Here is a 14,971-nt window from a genome sequence, read left to right as displayed (position 1 = left end):
GCCGGGCTGAAGCACCCGTACCCAGCGTGAGGCCTGCCGCGTCAGCGGAAGAAGCCTCCCTTCTTCGGAGGGTTCTTCTTGCGCATGTCGATGAGCCGCAGCTCCTGGTTCGCCTCCAGGTGCTTGGGGTTGGCGCGCACGGCCTCGCGGAAGCAACGCTCCGCGCGGTCCATGTCGCCTTCGACCCGGGCGATGACGCCGAGCTGGTAGTGCGCCCGATCACAATTCGGGTCGGCGCGCACCGCGTCCACCATCATCTGCTTGGCCTTGGCCATGTCCGCCTTGCGCGCCGGGTCCATGTAGATGGCCCAGGCCCGAGCAGCCAGATACAGGGGCTTGGGCTCCAGCGCGTGGGCGCGGTCGTAGTGGTCGGAGGCCGTGGTGAAGTCGCGCTTGCGGAAGAAGACCTCGCCCATCTTGTAGAGGTCGTCGGCGTTGCTGTCGGCGCGGCCCTGCGGGCGGAGCACCGGAGCGGTCGGCGCGGACGCGGGCGGCTTGGGCAGGGTCTGCTGGGCCTGGAGGTTCTGCTGGTACGTCTTGCGCCGGGTGTCGTCGTAGAGGACCTCGTAGGCCTCTCGGATGGCTTCGAACACGGCGGTGATCTTCGGCGCCATGTGGGGCAGCGACGGCGGCAGGCGGTCCGGATGGAAGATCTTGGCCAGGTTGAGGAAGGCGCTCTTCACCTGGTCGCGCGAGGCGTCCTGCGAAACGCCGAGCACGTAGAAGTGGTCTCGCTTGGCCTGGACGTCCGCGAAGCGCTGCTCGAGCTGCTGGGCCAGGCGGGCCTCGTCGGGCCTGGGAGGCTCGGAGGCCGCGGGGGCCGGGGCGGCGGCGGGTTCACTCGTGGGCGAGGGCGTGGCGCCCGGTGCGGAGGGCGGGCGCCCACCGAGGACCCCCATGTTCTCCATGGCGCGGCGCAAGAGACGCTGCCGCCGGAGCTTTGCTGCCTCGTCGGGGTTGGAGGGATCTGCCGCCAAGTCGTCCTCGTCAAAGTCCCAGTCGTCCAGGTCTCCGGACGGCTCGTCCCAGTCAGTCTGGCCAGTTGGCCATGAGTTGTCACCGGGGAAGGCCCCCGATGAATCGGGTGCTACCGGTTCGATGGTCGCCTCGACAATGGCCTCGACAGGAGGCTCGTCGAAATCGACGTTCGCCTGATTGACATCCGAGCGGACGAGCGACTCCAGGTGCGTATCGACCTGGAGGAGCGCGGCCTCGAACGACGCCGTCAGGGTGTCTGCGCCCTCGTCCTTGTCGAAGGCGACGATGCGCCAGAGGTCCTCGTCCCCTGTCTTGGGTGCGGCCGGGCGCGGCGATGGCGAGGACGGCTGGGTGGCCCAGCTGGCATCGTCCTCCTCGTCGGGGGTCGCCTCCAGCAGGATGTCCGCGTCGTCTTCGGCGACAGGCGTGAGGACCGGAGGTTCGCCCGCGGCGGGACGGGTCGCTGGAGCGGGCAGTGGCTCGGCGACGGCCCAAAGCTCGGGCTCGGGTTCGACTTCCAGCAGCGGGAGTTCCGACTCGGTGTCGGACGCAGTGCTGAGGGAGATGGCCTCGGTGTGCCACTGCTCGTCCTGGACGGGGACGCGGTCCTGCGTCCGCGTGGGCGGTGTCGACAGGGGCGGCTCGTCCGCGAGCCATGGCTCGAGCGGCTGGGACTTCGAGCGGCGGAGGGCCTCCTCCATGTCGTGGAGGAGCTCGGCCTGGGCCTTCTGCCGCGCCACACGCAGGGCGTCCGCGCTTTCGGGCAGAGCGGCCAGGTCCAGGTCGGATGCACCGGCGTTCTGGACGGCGTCCGCCCAGGAATCCGGCTCGGAGGGCTGAGCGGGAAGCTCGGTGAGCAGGATGTCGCCCACATCGAGCGTGAGGGCCTCGACGTCCTCGGCCGCGAGTTCGGGGATGGAGTCGGACTGCGTGGACTCTTCGGTAGGATGGCCTTCGTCTGCCTGACGGGCCTGCTCGGCGGCGCGAGCTTCCTTGCCGCGACGGACGACATCGGCGCGGCGGCGTTCGACCTCCAGGCGAAGTTCTTCGGCCTGGCGGGCTTCTTCGGCCTGACGGGCCTCTGCCTCGACGCGCGCGACCTCGGCGAGGCGGGCCTCCTCTGCGGCCCAGATCTCCTCCGCGCGGCGGGCTTCTCTCGCAAGGCGGGCGGACTCCGCGAGACGGCGCTCCTCGATGAGGCGGGCTTCTTCGGCAAGGCGTTCCGCCTCGAGCCGAGCCTCTTCCGCGAGACGGGCCTCCGCCGCAAGCCGCTCCGCCTCTTCTGCCAGGCATTCTGCCTCGAGCCGAGCGGCCTCCGCACGCCGCGCCTCTTCCGCGAGGCGGCGCTCTTCTTCGAGCCGCGCTTCTTCGGCGAGACGGGCCTCTTCCGCGAGGCGGCGCTCCTCTTCGAGGCGAGCTTCTTCGGCGAGACGACGCTCTTCTTCGAGCCGCGCTTCTTCCGCTACGCGGGCCTCTTCCGCCAGACGACGCTCTTCTTCGAGCCGCGCTTCTTCCGCGAGACGAGCCTCTTCCGCGAGCCGAGCCTCTTCCGCGAGCCGAGCCTCTTCCGCGAGCCGAGCCTCTTCCGCGAGCCGAGCCTCTTCTGCAAGGCGGCGTTCTTCTTCAGCCCGAGCCTCTTCGGCCAGACGACGCTCTTCTTCGAGCCGCGCTTCTTCCGCCAGCCGAGCCTCTTCAGCCAGGCGAGCTTCTTCGGCGAGGCGCGCCGCCTCAAGTAGAACCGCTTCTGCCAGACGAGCTTCCTCCGCCAGACGCTCCGCTTCTAGCCGGGCCTCTTCAGCGAGACGCGCTTCCTCTGCCAGCCGCGCCTCTTCCGCGAGACGAACCTCCTCCGCCAGACGACGCTCTTCTTCAAGGCGGCGTTCTTCTTCAAGACGCGCCTCTTCTGCGAGGCGGCGCTCCTCTTCAAGCCGCGCTACTTCCGCTAGCCGAGCCTCTTCTGCCAGCCGAGCCTCTTCGGCCACGCGGCGCTCTTCTTCGAGCCGCGCTACTTCCGCCAGCCGCGCCTCTTCTGCCAGCCGAGCCTCTTCGGCCACGCGGCGCTCTTCTTCGAGCCGCGCTTCTTCCGCCAGCCGCGCCTCTTCTGCGAGCCGAGCCTCTTCGGCCACGCGACGCTCTTCTTCGAGCCGCGCTTCTTCCGCCAGCCGCGCCTCCTCAGCCAAGCGAGCTTCTTCGGCTACGCGAGCCTCTTCTGCGAGACGTACCTCTTCTGCGAGACGTACCTCTTCTGCGAGACGTACCTCTTCTGCGAGACGTGCCTCTTCGGCCAGACGACGCTCTTCTTCGAGCCGTGCCTCTTCCGCGAGACGAGCCTCTTCCGCGAGACGTGCCTCTTCCGCGAGACGTGCCTCTTCCGCCAGACGACGCTCTTCTTCGAGACGTGCCTCTTCCGCAAGCCGCGCCTCTTCCGCCAAGCGGGCCTCTTCCGCCAGGCGAGCTTCTTCGGCGAGCCGCGCCTCTTCCGCGAGGCGAGCTTCTTCGACGAGCCTCTCCTCTTCAGCTAGGCGCTCCGCCTCAAGCCGAGCCTCTTCGGCAAGACGACGCTCCTCTTCGAGACGCGCCTCCTCCGCGAGACGCCGTTCCTCTTCAGCAAGGCGCTCCGCCTCAAGCCGAGCGACCGCTGCGAGACGGGCCTCTTCCGCCAGCCGAGCCTCTTCGGCCACGCGACGCTCTTCTTCGAGCCGCGCTTCTTCCGCCAGCCGAGCCTCTTCAGCCAAACGCGCTTCTTCAGCGAGCCGCGCTTCCTCTGCCAGCCGCGCCTCTTCCGCGAGACGAACCTCTTCCGCCAGACGACGCTCTTCTTCAAGGCGGCGTTCTTCTTCAAGACGCGCCTCTTCTGCGAGGCGGCGCTCCTCTTCAAGCCGCGCTACTTCCGCTAGCCGAGCCTCTTCTGCCAGCCGAGCCTCTTCGGCCACGCGGCGCTCTTCTTCGAGCCGCGCTACTTCCGCCAGCCGCGCCTCTTCTGCCAGCCGAGCCTCTTCGGCCACGCGGCGCTCTTCTTCGAGCCGCGCTTCTTCCGCCAGCCGCGCCTCTTCTGCGAGCCGAGCCTCTTCGGCCACGCGACGCTCTTCTTCGAGCCGCGCTTCTTCCGCCAGCCGCGCCTCTTCAGCCAAGCGAGCTTCTTCGGCTACGCGAGCCTCTTCTGCGAGACGTGCCTCTTCGGCCAGACGACGCTCTTCTTCGAGCCGTGCCTCTTCCGCGAGCCGAGCCTCTTCCGCGAGACGTGCCTCTTCCGCGAGACGTGCCTCTTCCGCCAGACGACGCTCTTCTTCGAGACGTGCCTCTTCCGCAAGCCGCGCCTCTTCCGCCAAGCGGGCCTCTTCCGCCAGGCGAGCTTCTTCGGCGAGCCGCGCCTCTTCCGCGAGGCGAGCTTCTTCGACGAGCCTCTCCTCTTCAGCTAGGCGCTCCGCCTCAAGCCGAGCCTCTTCGGCAAGACGACGCTCCTCTTCGAGACGCGCCTCCTCCGCGAGACGCCGTTCCTCTTCAGCAAGGCGCTCCGCCTCAAGCCGAGCGACCGCTGCGAGACGGGCCTCTTCCGCCAGCCGAGCCTCTTCGGCCACGCGACGCGCTTCTTCGAGCCGCGCTTCTTCCGCCAGCCGAGCCTCTTCAGCCAAGCGAGCTTCTTCGGCGAGCCGCGCTTCTTCCGCGAGCCGCGCCTCTTCCGCCATGCGGGCTTCTTCCGCCACACGGCGCTCTTCTTCGAGCCGAGCCTCCTCCGCGAGCCGAGCCTCCTCGGCAAGCCGCTCCGCCTCGAGCCGAGCCTCCTCGGCAAGCCGCTCCGCCTCGAGCCGAGCCTCCTCCGCCCGCCGCCGCTCCTCTTCGAGCCGCGCCTCCTCCTCCGCTCGCTGCCGAGCCTCTTCCTCCTCCCGTCGAACCCGCTCGCGCGCCTCCCAGTCCTCCACGGAGAGCGCCTGCACCCAGCCCTCGCGCTCCAGCACGAGCAGCAGCGCTTCCTGCTCGGGCGTCAGCGACTCCGGCTCACGAAACTCCGCCAACGTCTCCAGGAACGCCCGCTCCGAAGCATCCGCGAGCCACGGCGCACAGGCCTCGACATCCTCGCACCGGAACACCCGCGCCGCCGCGCCGCCATGAATCGGCCCCTCCAGCGCCGCGCGCACCACCCGCACGCCCGCGATGGGCTGAAACCCCTCCGCCACCACCGTCCCCGGTTCGAACGCGGCCTGCTCCGCCAGCACACTCAACCGCCGGACATGCGCGAGCACCTGCTGCTCCGCCACCACCTCCGGCACCAGGTTGAACGCCTCCAGCGTCTCCTCGTCCGGAGCCCCTGCCCCGCCCCGCGCCCACAGCGTGTCCAGCGCCTCCGCGTCCAGCAGCCCGGACTGGAGCAGTGCCTGCGCCGGGCTCTGGAACCCGAAGCCCAGCTGCGTCCCCACGAGGTCCCCCTCGCGCAGCCACAGCCGGGACTCGCGCCCTCCCGAGGAAAGCGTGAGCCTCCCGGTGGCGCGGGACTTGTGGGCGGAATAGAGCGCTTCGGCGGCCTGCGACGGGGTCATGCGTCGCCGCAGTGTAGTCCCTCTCCACGGCCCCTCAACTTGCCGGGGGTGCTTGCCTGCCCGCTCCGGTGAAACGGACCTGTCGCAGGGCCTCATAGGTCCCGATTCCCACCGACGTGGACAGGTTCAGGCTCCGGCGGTCCTCCAGCATGGGAATGGTGATGGCCGTCCCCGAGCCCCCCTCCATCACCTCCGGCGCCAGCCCGGACACCTCCGAGCCGAACACCAGGTGGTCCCCCTCCGCGAACCGGGCCTCATACAGGGATGTTTCAGCCCGGGCGGAGAAGAGCCACCGCCGGGCGTCCGGGTAGTCCGCCGCATAGGCCGCGTAGGTTGGATACAGGCGGAGAAATACCTTGTCCCAGTAGTCCAGCCCCGCCCGCTTGAGTTGCCGGTCGTCAATGGAGAAGCCCAGGGGCTCCACCAGGATGAGCCGGCAGCCCGTCACGGCGCACAGGCGGGCGACGTTGCCGGTGTTGGGGGGAATCTGGGGAGAAACGAGGACCAGGTGGAGAGGACGCGCCAGGGGCTCGAGCATGGGGTAGAAGGCGCTACATGCGCTGGAAGGTGAACAACGAGACGCGGCAACGGCTGCTGGCGGACCGGGCCGACAAGGCCACCTCGTTCCTCCAACGGTTCAAGGGACTCATGGGGCGCCGCTCGCTGGAGGTGGGCCAGGGGCTCCATATCGTCCCCTGTAACTCCATCCACACTTTCTTCATGCGCATCCCCATTGACGTGCTGTTCCTGGACGCCCAGGGCCGCATCGTCAAGCAGATGCCCGCCTTGCCGCCCTGGCGTGCGACATCCGTGTATTTCCAGTCACGCTCAGTCCTGGAGCTTCCCGCGGGGGTCCTCGCGGCCAGCGGCACCCAGGAAGGCGATGTGCTGAGCTTCGAGCCGGTTCCTTGAGCCCCTGCCCAAGGTGCCCCTGCCTGTCAGGCCGGGATGCACGAGTTTTGACCGATTTCCGAGCGCTTTGTTAACCTTCGGCGCCACGTTTTCTCGCCCCTTTAGAAGAGTTCTCGCGCATGCGCATCGAGGTAGCTGGCAGCACCCACGTTGGGATGAAGCGGAATCACAACGAGGACAACTTCCTGATGCTCCCGGAAGAGTTTCTCTTCTGCGTGGCGGATGGCATGGGCGGCCACTCGTCTGGCGAAATCGCCAGCCGCATCGCGGTGGACGAGCTCGGCGAGTTCTACAAGCTCACGTCCAAGGACCAGGACTGCACCTGGCCCTTCAAGATGGACAAGACGCGCAACTATGACGAGAACCGGCTCGCCACCGGCGTCAAGCTCGCCAACGCGCGCATCTTCGAGAAGGCCTGCTCCGAGTCCAAGTACAAGGGCATGGGCACCACCATCGTCACGGTGCACTTCTCCCAGAGCGCCGTCTACGTGGGCCACGTCGGCGACAGCCGCGTCTACTACTTCCGCGGCGGCGCCCTGAAGCAGGTGACGGAGGACCACTCCCTCCTCAACGACTACCTCAAGGCGAAGAAGCTCTCGCCGGAGGAAATCGAGAACTTCCCCCACAAGAACGTCATCGTCCGCGCGCTGGGCATGAAGGAGAACGTCCAGGTGGATGTCTCCCGCGTGGAGCCGCAGGAGGACGATGTCTTCCTGCTCTGCTCGGACGGCCTGAGCGGCATGGTGACGGACGCGCAGATGCAGGAAATCCTGCAGCGCACGCCGGAGCTGGAGAAGGCCTGCTCGCAGCTCATCGACATGGCCAACGCCGCAGGTGGCAACGACAACGTCACCTGCGTGCTGGCCCGCTACCACGCCGCCTGAGCGGCGGCGCTCAGCGCCCCTTCAGCGGCGCGGCAATCCGGTGCGCGCCCCAGGCGAGCACCTCGGAGAGCGACTCCCCGGAGGACACCTCGGTGTCCTCGAAGACGGTGGCTCGCGAGAGGCGCGCCCCCGAAGCCACCTTCGCGCCCGGCTCCAGCGACACGCCCGGCCCCACGGTGGCTCCGGCGGCCACCGCGCTGCCCCGCCCCAGGTACACCGGGCCCTCCGCCGTGCCGTCCAGGCGGGCCTCCGCTTGCGCCCAGGTGCCACTCGCGCCGCGCGTGGTCCCCGCCAGCGGTGAGTCCGCGCCCAGCCACTCCAGCCGCACGCGCCCGGCGAGCACGTCCTGCACGGTGGCGAGGTAGCGCGACGGCGTGCCCAGGTCGGACCAGTACCCGTCCACCCGCACGCCGCGCACCAGCTGCCCGGCCTCCATGGCACGGACATAGACGCCGCGGTTGATGTCCTCCTCACCTCGCGGCGACATGAAGTCGAAGACGCGCGGCGACATCACGTGCACGCCGGTGAAGTGCCACGGCGACAAGCCTTCACCGCCAGGGCCGTGGCCGGCGATGCGGCGCACGCGCCCTTCCGCGTCCAGCTCCACCGCGGCGTACGTCTCCCCCGCTGGCATGGGCTGCAGCACCAGGGTGGCCAGCGCGCCGGACGCCTGGTGCACGGCCACCACCGGCCGCAGGTCCACCGGGTAGAGGATGTCGCCGTTGAAGACGATGAAGTCGCCGTCCGACAGGAAGTCCCGCAGGCCGCGGATGCCGCCGCCGGTGCCCTGGATGACGGGCTCGTTCACCACGTGCAGCGGCAGCCCCGCGCGAGCGCACTCGGCGCGGGCCACTGCCTCCATGGTGTCCGGCAGGTGGTGGGTGTTGATGCCCACCGCCGTCACGCCCGCGGCCTTCAGCACCGCCAGGTGGTAGCGCAGCAGCGGCTGTCCCAGGAATGGCATCGCCGGCTTGGGCCAGCGTTCGGTGAGCGGGCGCAGGCGCGTGCCCAGGCCCGCGCAGAGGACCATGGCCTTCATCTCAGGCCGCCAGCTCCGGGACGTACTTCGCCACCAGGTCCTGCAGCTTGCGCAGCTCCGGCCGCCGCGCGAAGCCGTCACGCACGTAGCGCAGCGACGCGGGGATGGACACCAGGAAGCCCGGGTTGCCCTTCACCCGGTTGATGAACTCGAAGCGGCCCGCGTCCTTCAGCTTGCGCTGGATGGTGAGCAAATCGAAGAAGGCCTTGAAGGACGCCGCGTCGATGCGCTCGCCGCTCACCTCCTGGAAGGTGGCGATGTAGCGGTCCAGCATCGCGTCCACGAAGTCGCGGTCCAGCTCCACGTAGCTGTCGCGCAAGAGCGCCACCAGGTCGTACTGGCGCGGCCCCTGGAGCGCGTCCTGGAAGTCGATGACGACCAGCTCGCCCTCCTTCATCATGATGTTGCGGCTCTGGTAGTCGCGGTGCGTGAAGCCACGCGGCGCGGCGGCCAGCTGCCGGGCAATGTCGCGGAAGGTGGCGTCCAGCTCGGCGCGCTCGGCGTCCGTGGGCTTCTTGCCACTCCACGCCTCCAGGCCCCACTCGCGGAAGTGGTGCAGCTCCCAGTCGTAGAGGTCCTCGTCGAAGGCGCGGGTGAAGGCCAGGCAGTCCGGGTCCTCCGCCTTCTCCGCCGCCGCGCGCAGGCGCGCCAGCAGGTCCACGGCGCGGGTGTAGAGCGCCTCGTGGTGCTTGCCGTCCTCCAGCGCGGACTCGAAGGTGATGTCACTCAAATCTTCAATCACCATCATCCCCGCCGGCTCGTCGTAGCGGAGGATGCGCGGCACCCGCACGCCCAGCTTCTCCAGGTAGCGGTGCACGTTGATGAAGGGCAGCTCCTTGGGCGGCTCGCCCTTGGTGGCCTCGTCGCTCTTCTTCGTCGAGTCGGGCGGCATCACCATCACCACCCAGCTCTCGGGCGGCGCGCCAACGCGGTAGTACGAGCGGCTGCTCGCCTCGCCCTTCAGCTTCGTGATGGGGGCGTTGGGAACGGGACGGCCCATGGCCTGTCCCACCTGGTCGCGCAGGGCGGCCTCGAGTTCCATATCGACGGGGTTCTCCGGAGGGGGTTGACGCAAGTCGCACACGAGTATCGGAGGCGCGCCCATCCGGGTCAAAGGCCTGTCCGGGCGGATGGCCGGATGCCCCCCGGGCTGTCGCCAACCCGACGGGCGGCCAGCCATCCTCCCACCTCGTCCGGGTGCGTCGGAACTCCCTGCCCTCCGGGGCGGGTTCAACGCTCTCCAGGGTTGCAAGAGGTCACACGCTGTCGACCGGGCCAGTGCGGCGGCATATAAGACGCGCCGCGAACCCTCATTAACTTATGGAAGCCGCGATGGACATCCACGAGAACATCCTCACCGCCATTGGCAACACGCCGCTGGTCAAGCTCAACAAGCTCGTCGGGCCGAACGACGCGACCGTGCTGGTCAAGTGCGAGTTCATGAACCCGGGCGCGTCCATCAAGGACCGCATGGCGCTCTACATCCTCGAGAAGGCCGAGCAGGAGGGGAAGCTCAAGCCCGGCGGCACCATCGTCGAGAACACGTCCGGCAACACCGGCATGGGCGTGGCGCTGGCCGCGGCGGTCAAGGGCTACAAGTGCATCTTCACCATGCCGGACAAGATGTCCCTGGAGAAGATCAACCGCCTCAAGGCGCTGGGCGCGCAGGTGGTGGTGACGCCGACGAACGTGCCGGCCGAGGACCCGCGCAGCTACTACGAGACGGCCAAGCGCCTGCACCGCGAGACGCCGGGCGCGTTCATGCTCAACCAGTACCACAACCCCGACAACATCGAGGCGCACTACAACACCACCGGTCCTGAGATCTACGAGCAGACCGAGGGCAAGTTCGACTACTTCGTCGCGGGCCTGGGCACCGGCGGCACCATGAGCGGCGCCGGCAAGTTCCTGAAGGAGAAGATTCCCGGCCTCAAGAACGTGGGTGTGGACCCGGAGGGCTCCGTCTACGAGGGCTACTTCAAGACGGGCAAGCTGACCGAGCCGCACGTCTACAAGGTGGAAGGCATCGGCGAGGACATGCTGTGCGGCGCCATGGACTTCACCCACCTGGACGACGTGCGCCAGGTCGATGACCGCCAGTGCTTCATCGCCGCGCGCCGCCTGGCGCGTGAGGAAGGCATCTTCGCCGGCGGCTCCTCGGGCGCGGCGATTCACGTCGCGGTGCAGTTGGCCAAGGAAGTGGGCAAGGGCAAGACGATTGTCGTCGTGCTGCCGGACTCGGGCAGCAGCTACATCAGCAAGTTCCACTCTGACGAGTGGATGCGCGACAACGGCTTCCTGGAGGAGAAGGGCGCCGGCACCATCCGCGACATCCTGGGCGACAAGCGCAAGGACGTGAAGACGGCGCGCCGCGGTGACAAGGTCGACCAGGTGGTCGAGACGATGCGCGGCCACGGCATCAGCCAGATGCCGGTGGTGGGCGACGACGGCCGCACGGTGGGCATGGTGCACGAGTACGACCTGCTCAACGCGCTGGTCGCCGGCAAGGCGAAGTTCTCCGACGCCATCGACAGCATCATCGCGCCGCTGCAGGGCGCGCTGTCGCTCGACACCAGCATCGCCCGCCTGCGCGAAGTCTTCGCTCAGGACAACGTGGCGGTGGTGAAGGACGGCGAGAAGGTCGTCGGCATCGTCACGAAGATCGACCTCATCGACTACCTGCACCGCACGGCGGCGTAGTCTCCGGCGCGCTCGCGCCCGGGAAGCACCGAGGGCCTCCACGTTTCCGCAGCGGAAACGGGAGGCCCTTCGTGTTCATGGACGCCGGCCGAAGAGCACGTTCGCCAGCTCCGTCATCACCACCTCGTCCTTCTGGTTGCGCACCTCCATGCGGAGCTTGATGGCGCCCCGGTCCGGCTTGCTGCGCGACGGCGTGGCGGAGACGACCTCCACCCGCACGTGCAACGTGTCCCCCGGACGCACGGGCTTGAGCCAGCGCAGCTCATCCAAGCCGGGCGAGCCCAGGCTGGACGTCTGCCCCAGGAAGCTGTCCACCAACAGCCGGTGACACAGCGAGGCGGTGTGCCAACCGCTGGCCACCAGCCCACCGAAGATGCTGTCGCGGGCGGCTTCGTCGCTCAGGTGGAAGGGCTGCGGGTCGAATTGCGTCGCGAAGGCGATGATTTCCTCGCGCGACACCACGTGGGGGCCGTGTTCGCTCACGTCCCCGGGCTGGAAGTCCTCGAAGTAGCGCATGGGCGCTACTTCAACGCGACGTGTCCTTGGATTCCAGTTCCTCCGGGTGGAACACGCGCGAAGCGACGCGATCCAACACTTCGGAGTTCCACTTGATGCTGACCTTCATCAGCCGGCGCATCTCCTTGGCGAAGGCGCGCTCGGACGGCATGCGGGTGTACGTCCGGGCCAGGTAGAGGCCCCGGTTCTCCCGCTCGTAGTCCACGGTGCCACCACCGGCATCCGTGCCCTCCCGCTCCTCCGCCTGGAAGCCCTCGATGACGCCGGGCTTGGGCGGCTCGCGGAAGCGGTACACCAAGGCGCTGCACTTCAGCGCCTGGGTGTCCTCCAACCACTCGAAGTACAGCGACGCGCCCCCCGCGGAGAGCCCGCCGAAGCCCTGGGGATTGATGCCCGGGCTGGGCGGCGTGCCCTCTTCATGGAGGAAGCCCTGGACCAATCGCTGGGCAGACTCCCGCGTCAGCGGCGTATCCGCCGGAGCTGCGGGGCCCAGGCCTGAAATCCAGGACCTGAGCAGGCCAGCGAGGCCACTGCGGGGAGCGGTAGCCATGGGTTACTTGTTGAAGTTGCCTTCGCGGGCCTGGTCGAACGGCACGCGGTTCTTGAGGTAGACGTCCTCGAAGCTGTGGCCGTCGAACGGGTTCAGGTGGAACTCGTTGAACTGGTGGACCTTGGAGCCCTTGCCACCGTCCGCGACGGGATTCCACTTGTCCGGGATGGGGCCCAGGCCGAACATGCTGGGGACCGGGTCGCCACGGTTCACGTAGTGCACGTAGTTCGGGCCGTCCGGGTACGTGGCGGCGGCGCCGCCGAACGTCTCCACGTTGATCTTCCCCATCAGCGCCCTGGCGTCCTGCTTGGACATCCCATCTTCGATGCGCAGCCGGTTGTACACGTCGTTCAGCGCGCGGCTGGAGACGAGGCCACCCTGGCTGTGCGCCATCAGGTGCACGTCACGGCCGGCCTTGAGCTCGGTGTAGAGCGCGTCCGCCAGGGTGTCCACGGCGGGGTTGGTACCCTTGTCCAGCTTGTCCTTCACGCACTGGGCCAGGTCCGCGCCCATGCCCTCGGTGGCGTTGTGGATGCCGACGACGCGCGAGCCCGTCGCGTTGGCGATGGCCTGCAGGCTCTCCGACTGGGTCTCCTTCGTCGTCAGGATGCCGTTGACGTAGAGGATGGTCGACTGCGGGTTCGGGTTGTTGGCCGGCGTCACGCCCGGGATGTCCGCCAGCGGGGTGCCCGGCGGGAACGTCGCGCCGTCCGCGCCCAGCAGCTTGCCGTCGTGCACGCGGTCCGGCTGGTTGCCGCCGCCGAAGAACTCCTGCACGCCCCGCGCGGCGCCGCCGACGACGTTGCCCACGCCCCGGGCGGTGCCAGAGACGGCGTTCTCGAAGCCGTCCACGAACTGGCCGACCTTGCGGCCACCGGCAGCCGCGGCGTCCTTCACGTTGTCGACGGCGTTACCCACGGCGTCCTGCGTACGGTCAATGGCCTTCTCGGCACCGGTACGGACCGTGTTGATGAGTTTCCGGCCGCGCTCGATGGGGTTCATGGGGGCTCCAGGCGATTTGGAAGGAGTGGACTGCTGGTGAGGGGATTATCGTCCCAGGGTCCTGGAAGTTGCGATGCCCCTCACTTTGCCGCACTGCGACAAAGGATCAGCGTCCGAAGACGCGGTCCGCCACCCGGTTCAGGACGGTGCTGCTCCACTCGATGCTGGCCTTCATCAACCGCTTCATGTCGTCGTTGAAGATGGGGATCTGCGGCGCCGTGGTGTAGGTGCGGCTGAGGAACAGGGACTTGTTCTCCGGCTCGAAGTCCACGGTGCCGCCGCCGGTGTCGGTGCCCTTCTTCTGCTCGTCCTGGAAGCCCTCCAGGATGCCCGGCTTGGGGGTGTCCCGGAACCGGTGGATGAGGGCGCTGCACTCCAGCGCCTGCTCCTTGTCGTGCCACTCGAAGTAGAGCTGCGCATCGCCCAGGGCGACGCCACCGAAGCCCTGCGGGTTGATGCCGACGCTGTTGGGGCTGCCGTTGGCGGCGAGGAACGCCTGCGCCAGCATCTGCGCTTCTTCTCGGGTCATGGGGGTCGGTCTCCAGGGGCGGGCACTGCCTGAGGGGGCAGCCTAGCAAATCAGCACGCCGCCTCCACATGACAAGGGCCTCCGCGCGCTTCCGGGAAGGCGAGCGCGGGGAGGCCCTGGAGACCGAAGGGGCGCGAGGCCCTGACGGCTACTTCGCGGCGTCGAGCGCCTGGGACAGGTCATCCACCAGGTCCCGCGCGTCCTCGATGCCCACGGACAGGCGGATGAAGCCGTCGGTGATGCCCAGCTGCTCGCGCGTCTCCTTGGGAATGGAGGCGTGGGTCATGATGGCCGGGTGCTCGATGAGGGACTCGACGCCACCGAGCGACTCGGCGCAGGCGAACACCTTCACCGTCTTGAGGAAGGTGCGGGCCGCCTCCAGGCCCCCCTGGATGTCGAAGGTCACCATGCCGCCAAAGCCGGACATCTGCTGCTTCGCCAGCGCGTGCTGCGGGTGCGACTCCAGGCCCGGGTAGGTGACCTTCTTCACCTTCGGGTGGGACGCCAGGAACTGCGCCACCTTCATCGCGTTGGAGGCGTGGCGGTCCATGCGCACGTGCAGCGTCTTCACGCCGCGCAGCACCATGAAGCTGTCGAAGGCGCCGGACACGCCGCCCACCGCGTTCTGGAGGAAGTACATCTTCTCTGCCACGTCCTCACGGCTGGTGCAGACGAAGCCGCCCACCACGTCGCTGTGGCCGTTGATGTACTTGGTGGTGGAGTGCGCCACCACGTCGAAGCCGAGGTCCAGCGGGCGCTGGAAGTACGGCGTCATGAACGTGTTGTCGGCGACGGAGAGGATGTTCCGCTTCTTGGCGACCTCGGCGATGCGCGCCAGGTCGATGAGCTTGAGCATCGGGTTGGTGGGGGACTCCACCCACACCATCTTCGTCTTCGGCGTAATCGCCGCCTCGAAGTTCTCCGGCTTGGACAGGTCCACGAAGGAGAAGTGCAGCCCGGCCCGCCGGAACACCTTGTCGAAGAGGCGGAAGGTGCCGCCGTACACATCGTCCGAGACGACCACGTGGTCGCCCGAATCCAGCATGTGCATCAGCATGTCCGTGCCCGCCAGACCGGAGGCGAAGGCCGCGCCGTACTTCGCCCCCTCGAGCGCGGCCAGACAGTCCTGGAGCGCCTTGCGGGTGGGGTTCTGCGTCCGGCTGTACTCGTAGCCCTTGTGCTCTCCGGGGCCATCCTGGACGTAGGTGGAAGACAGGTAGACGGGCGTCATGATGGCGCCGGTGGTGGGGTCCGGCTCCTGACCGGCGTGAATGGCAAGCGTGTCGAAGCGCATGCCGGGGGAACTAACACAGTCCCTCCCTGCCC

General features: G+C 68.2%; 12 protein-coding genes. 3 read left to right on the top strand and 9 right to left on the bottom strand.

The genetic code is table 11. The features are described 5' to 3' along the window. Positions 1-41 precede the first annotated feature (41 nt). Together QEG98_RS10815 and QEG98_RS10810 are read right to left on the bottom strand one after the other, a co-directional pair. Complete coding sequence (locus QEG98_RS10815; protein WP_316566658.1) at positions 42-5,513, bottom strand: J domain-containing protein; 5,472 nt, start codon at positions 5,511-5,513, stop codon at positions 42-44. Between the two features lie 34 nt (positions 5,514-5,547). Beyond that, positions 5,548-6,051 carry a tRNA (cytidine(34)-2'-O)-methyltransferase gene (locus QEG98_RS10810; protein WP_316566657.1) on the bottom strand — a complete coding sequence of 168 codons (504 nt, stop codon included), beginning with the start codon at positions 6,049-6,051 and terminating at the stop codon, positions 5,548-5,550. 17 nt (positions 6,052-6,068) lie between these two features. On the opposite strand from QEG98_RS10810, the gene QEG98_RS10805 reads away from it, so the two are divergent. Next, positions 6,069-6,425 (top strand): DUF192 domain-containing protein, encoded by a 357-nt coding sequence (locus tag QEG98_RS10805; protein WP_011552129.1) that lies wholly within the window; start codon positions 6,069-6,071, stop codon positions 6,423-6,425. A 119-nt stretch (positions 6,426-6,544) separates the two neighbouring features. Then, a complete protein-coding gene (locus QEG98_RS10800; RefSeq protein ID WP_011552128.1) occupies positions 6,545-7,309 on the top strand; it encodes a Stp1/IreP family PP2C-type Ser/Thr phosphatase in 765 nt (254 codons plus the stop codon). A 10-nt stretch (positions 7,310-7,319) separates the two neighbouring features. Here QEG98_RS10800 and QEG98_RS10795 read toward each other — a convergent pair whose 3' ends face one another. Together QEG98_RS10795 and QEG98_RS10790 are read right to left on the bottom strand one after the other, a co-directional pair. Beyond that, positions 7,320-8,348 (bottom strand): sugar phosphate nucleotidyltransferase, encoded by a 1,029-nt coding sequence (locus QEG98_RS10795; protein ID WP_316566656.1) that lies wholly within the window; start codon positions 8,346-8,348, stop codon positions 7,320-7,322. 1 nt (position 8,349) lies between these two features. Beyond that, positions 8,350-9,390: an aminoglycoside phosphotransferase family protein gene (locus QEG98_RS10790; protein ID WP_316566655.1), complete on the bottom strand. Its 1,041-nt coding sequence runs from the start codon at positions 9,388-9,390 to the stop codon at positions 8,350-8,352. Between the two features lie 290 nt (positions 9,391-9,680). On the opposite strand from QEG98_RS10790, the gene QEG98_RS10785 reads away from it, so the two are divergent. After that, positions 9,681-11,048, top strand: a complete 1,368-nt coding sequence (locus tag QEG98_RS10785) for a pyridoxal-phosphate dependent enzyme (protein WP_316566654.1) — start codon at positions 9,681-9,683, stop codon at positions 11,046-11,048. Positions 11,049-11,123: 75 nt separating this feature from the next. Here the strand turns inward: QEG98_RS10785 and QEG98_RS10780 are convergent, their stop codons facing one another. From QEG98_RS10780 to QEG98_RS10760, 5 genes are all read right to left on the bottom strand, one after another. Continuing rightward, positions 11,124-11,564 carry a MaoC family dehydratase gene (locus QEG98_RS10780; protein ID WP_090491992.1) on the bottom strand — a complete coding sequence of 147 codons (441 nt, stop codon included), beginning with the start codon at positions 11,562-11,564 and terminating at the stop codon, positions 11,124-11,126. 10 nt (positions 11,565-11,574) lie between these two features. Next, positions 11,575-12,114 (bottom strand): hypothetical protein, encoded by a 540-nt coding sequence (locus QEG98_RS10775; RefSeq protein ID WP_011552123.1) that lies wholly within the window; start codon positions 12,112-12,114, stop codon positions 11,575-11,577. 3 nt (positions 12,115-12,117) lie between these two features. Continuing rightward, positions 12,118-13,116, bottom strand: coding sequence for a hypothetical protein (locus QEG98_RS10770; RefSeq protein ID WP_090491991.1), 999 nt, complete (start codon positions 13,114-13,116; stop codon positions 12,118-12,120). A gap of 106 nt (positions 13,117-13,222) precedes the next feature. Beyond that, positions 13,223-13,645, bottom strand: coding sequence for a hypothetical protein (locus tag QEG98_RS10765; protein WP_090491990.1), 423 nt, complete (start codon positions 13,643-13,645; stop codon positions 13,223-13,225). A gap of 148 nt (positions 13,646-13,793) precedes the next feature. After that, positions 13,794-14,939, bottom strand: coding sequence for a cystathionine gamma-synthase (locus tag QEG98_RS10760; protein ID WP_090491989.1), 1,146 nt, complete (start codon positions 14,937-14,939; stop codon positions 13,794-13,796). Positions 14,940-14,971: the final 32 nt, after the last annotated feature.

The sequence above is a fragment of the Myxococcus sp. MxC21-1 genome (genome assembly GCF_032612255.1).
In the GTDB taxonomy this organism is placed as follows: Bacteria; Myxococcota; Myxococcia; order Myxococcales; family Myxococcaceae; genus Myxococcus; species Myxococcus virescens.
This window is presented reverse-complemented; position numbering and strand designations above follow the sequence as displayed.

Excerpts from the sequence above, each read along its gene's own strand:
- QEG98_RS10760 (WP_090491989.1), bottom strand. The coding sequence starts at position 14,939 with ATGCGCTTCGACACGCTTGCCATTCACGCCGGTCAGGAGCCGGACCCC.
- QEG98_RS10765 (WP_090491990.1), bottom strand. The coding sequence starts at position 13,645 with ATGACCCGAGAAGAAGCGCAGATGCTGGCGCAGGCGTTCCTCGCCGCC.
- QEG98_RS10770 (WP_090491991.1), bottom strand. The coding sequence starts at position 13,116 with ATGAACCCCATCGAGCGCGGCCGGAAACTCATCAACACGGTCCGTACC.
- QEG98_RS10810 (WP_316566657.1), bottom strand. The coding sequence starts at position 6,051 with ATGCTCGAGCCCCTGGCGCGTCCTCTCCACCTGGTCCTCGTTTCTCCC.
- QEG98_RS10800 (WP_011552128.1), top strand. The coding sequence starts at position 6,545 with ATGCGCATCGAGGTAGCTGGCAGCACCCACGTTGGGATGAAGCGGAAT.
- QEG98_RS10795 (WP_316566656.1), bottom strand. The coding sequence starts at position 8,348 with ATGAAGGCCATGGTCCTCTGCGCGGGCCTGGGCACGCGCCTGCGCCCG.
- QEG98_RS10815 (WP_316566658.1), bottom strand. The coding sequence starts at position 5,513 with ATGACCCCGTCGCAGGCCGCCGAAGCGCTCTATTCCGCCCACAAGTCC.
- QEG98_RS10780 (WP_090491992.1), bottom strand. The coding sequence starts at position 11,564 with ATGCGCTACTTCGAGGACTTCCAGCCCGGGGACGTGAGCGAACACGGC.
- QEG98_RS10790 (WP_316566655.1), bottom strand. The coding sequence starts at position 9,390 with ATGGAACTCGAGGCCGCCCTGCGCGACCAGGTGGGACAGGCCATGGGC.
- QEG98_RS10805 (WP_011552129.1), top strand. The coding sequence starts at position 6,069 with ATGCGCTGGAAGGTGAACAACGAGACGCGGCAACGGCTGCTGGCGGAC.
- QEG98_RS10785 (WP_316566654.1), top strand. The coding sequence starts at position 9,681 with ATGGACATCCACGAGAACATCCTCACCGCCATTGGCAACACGCCGCTG.
- QEG98_RS10775 (WP_011552123.1), bottom strand. The coding sequence starts at position 12,114 with ATGGCTACCGCTCCCCGCAGTGGCCTCGCTGGCCTGCTCAGGTCCTGG.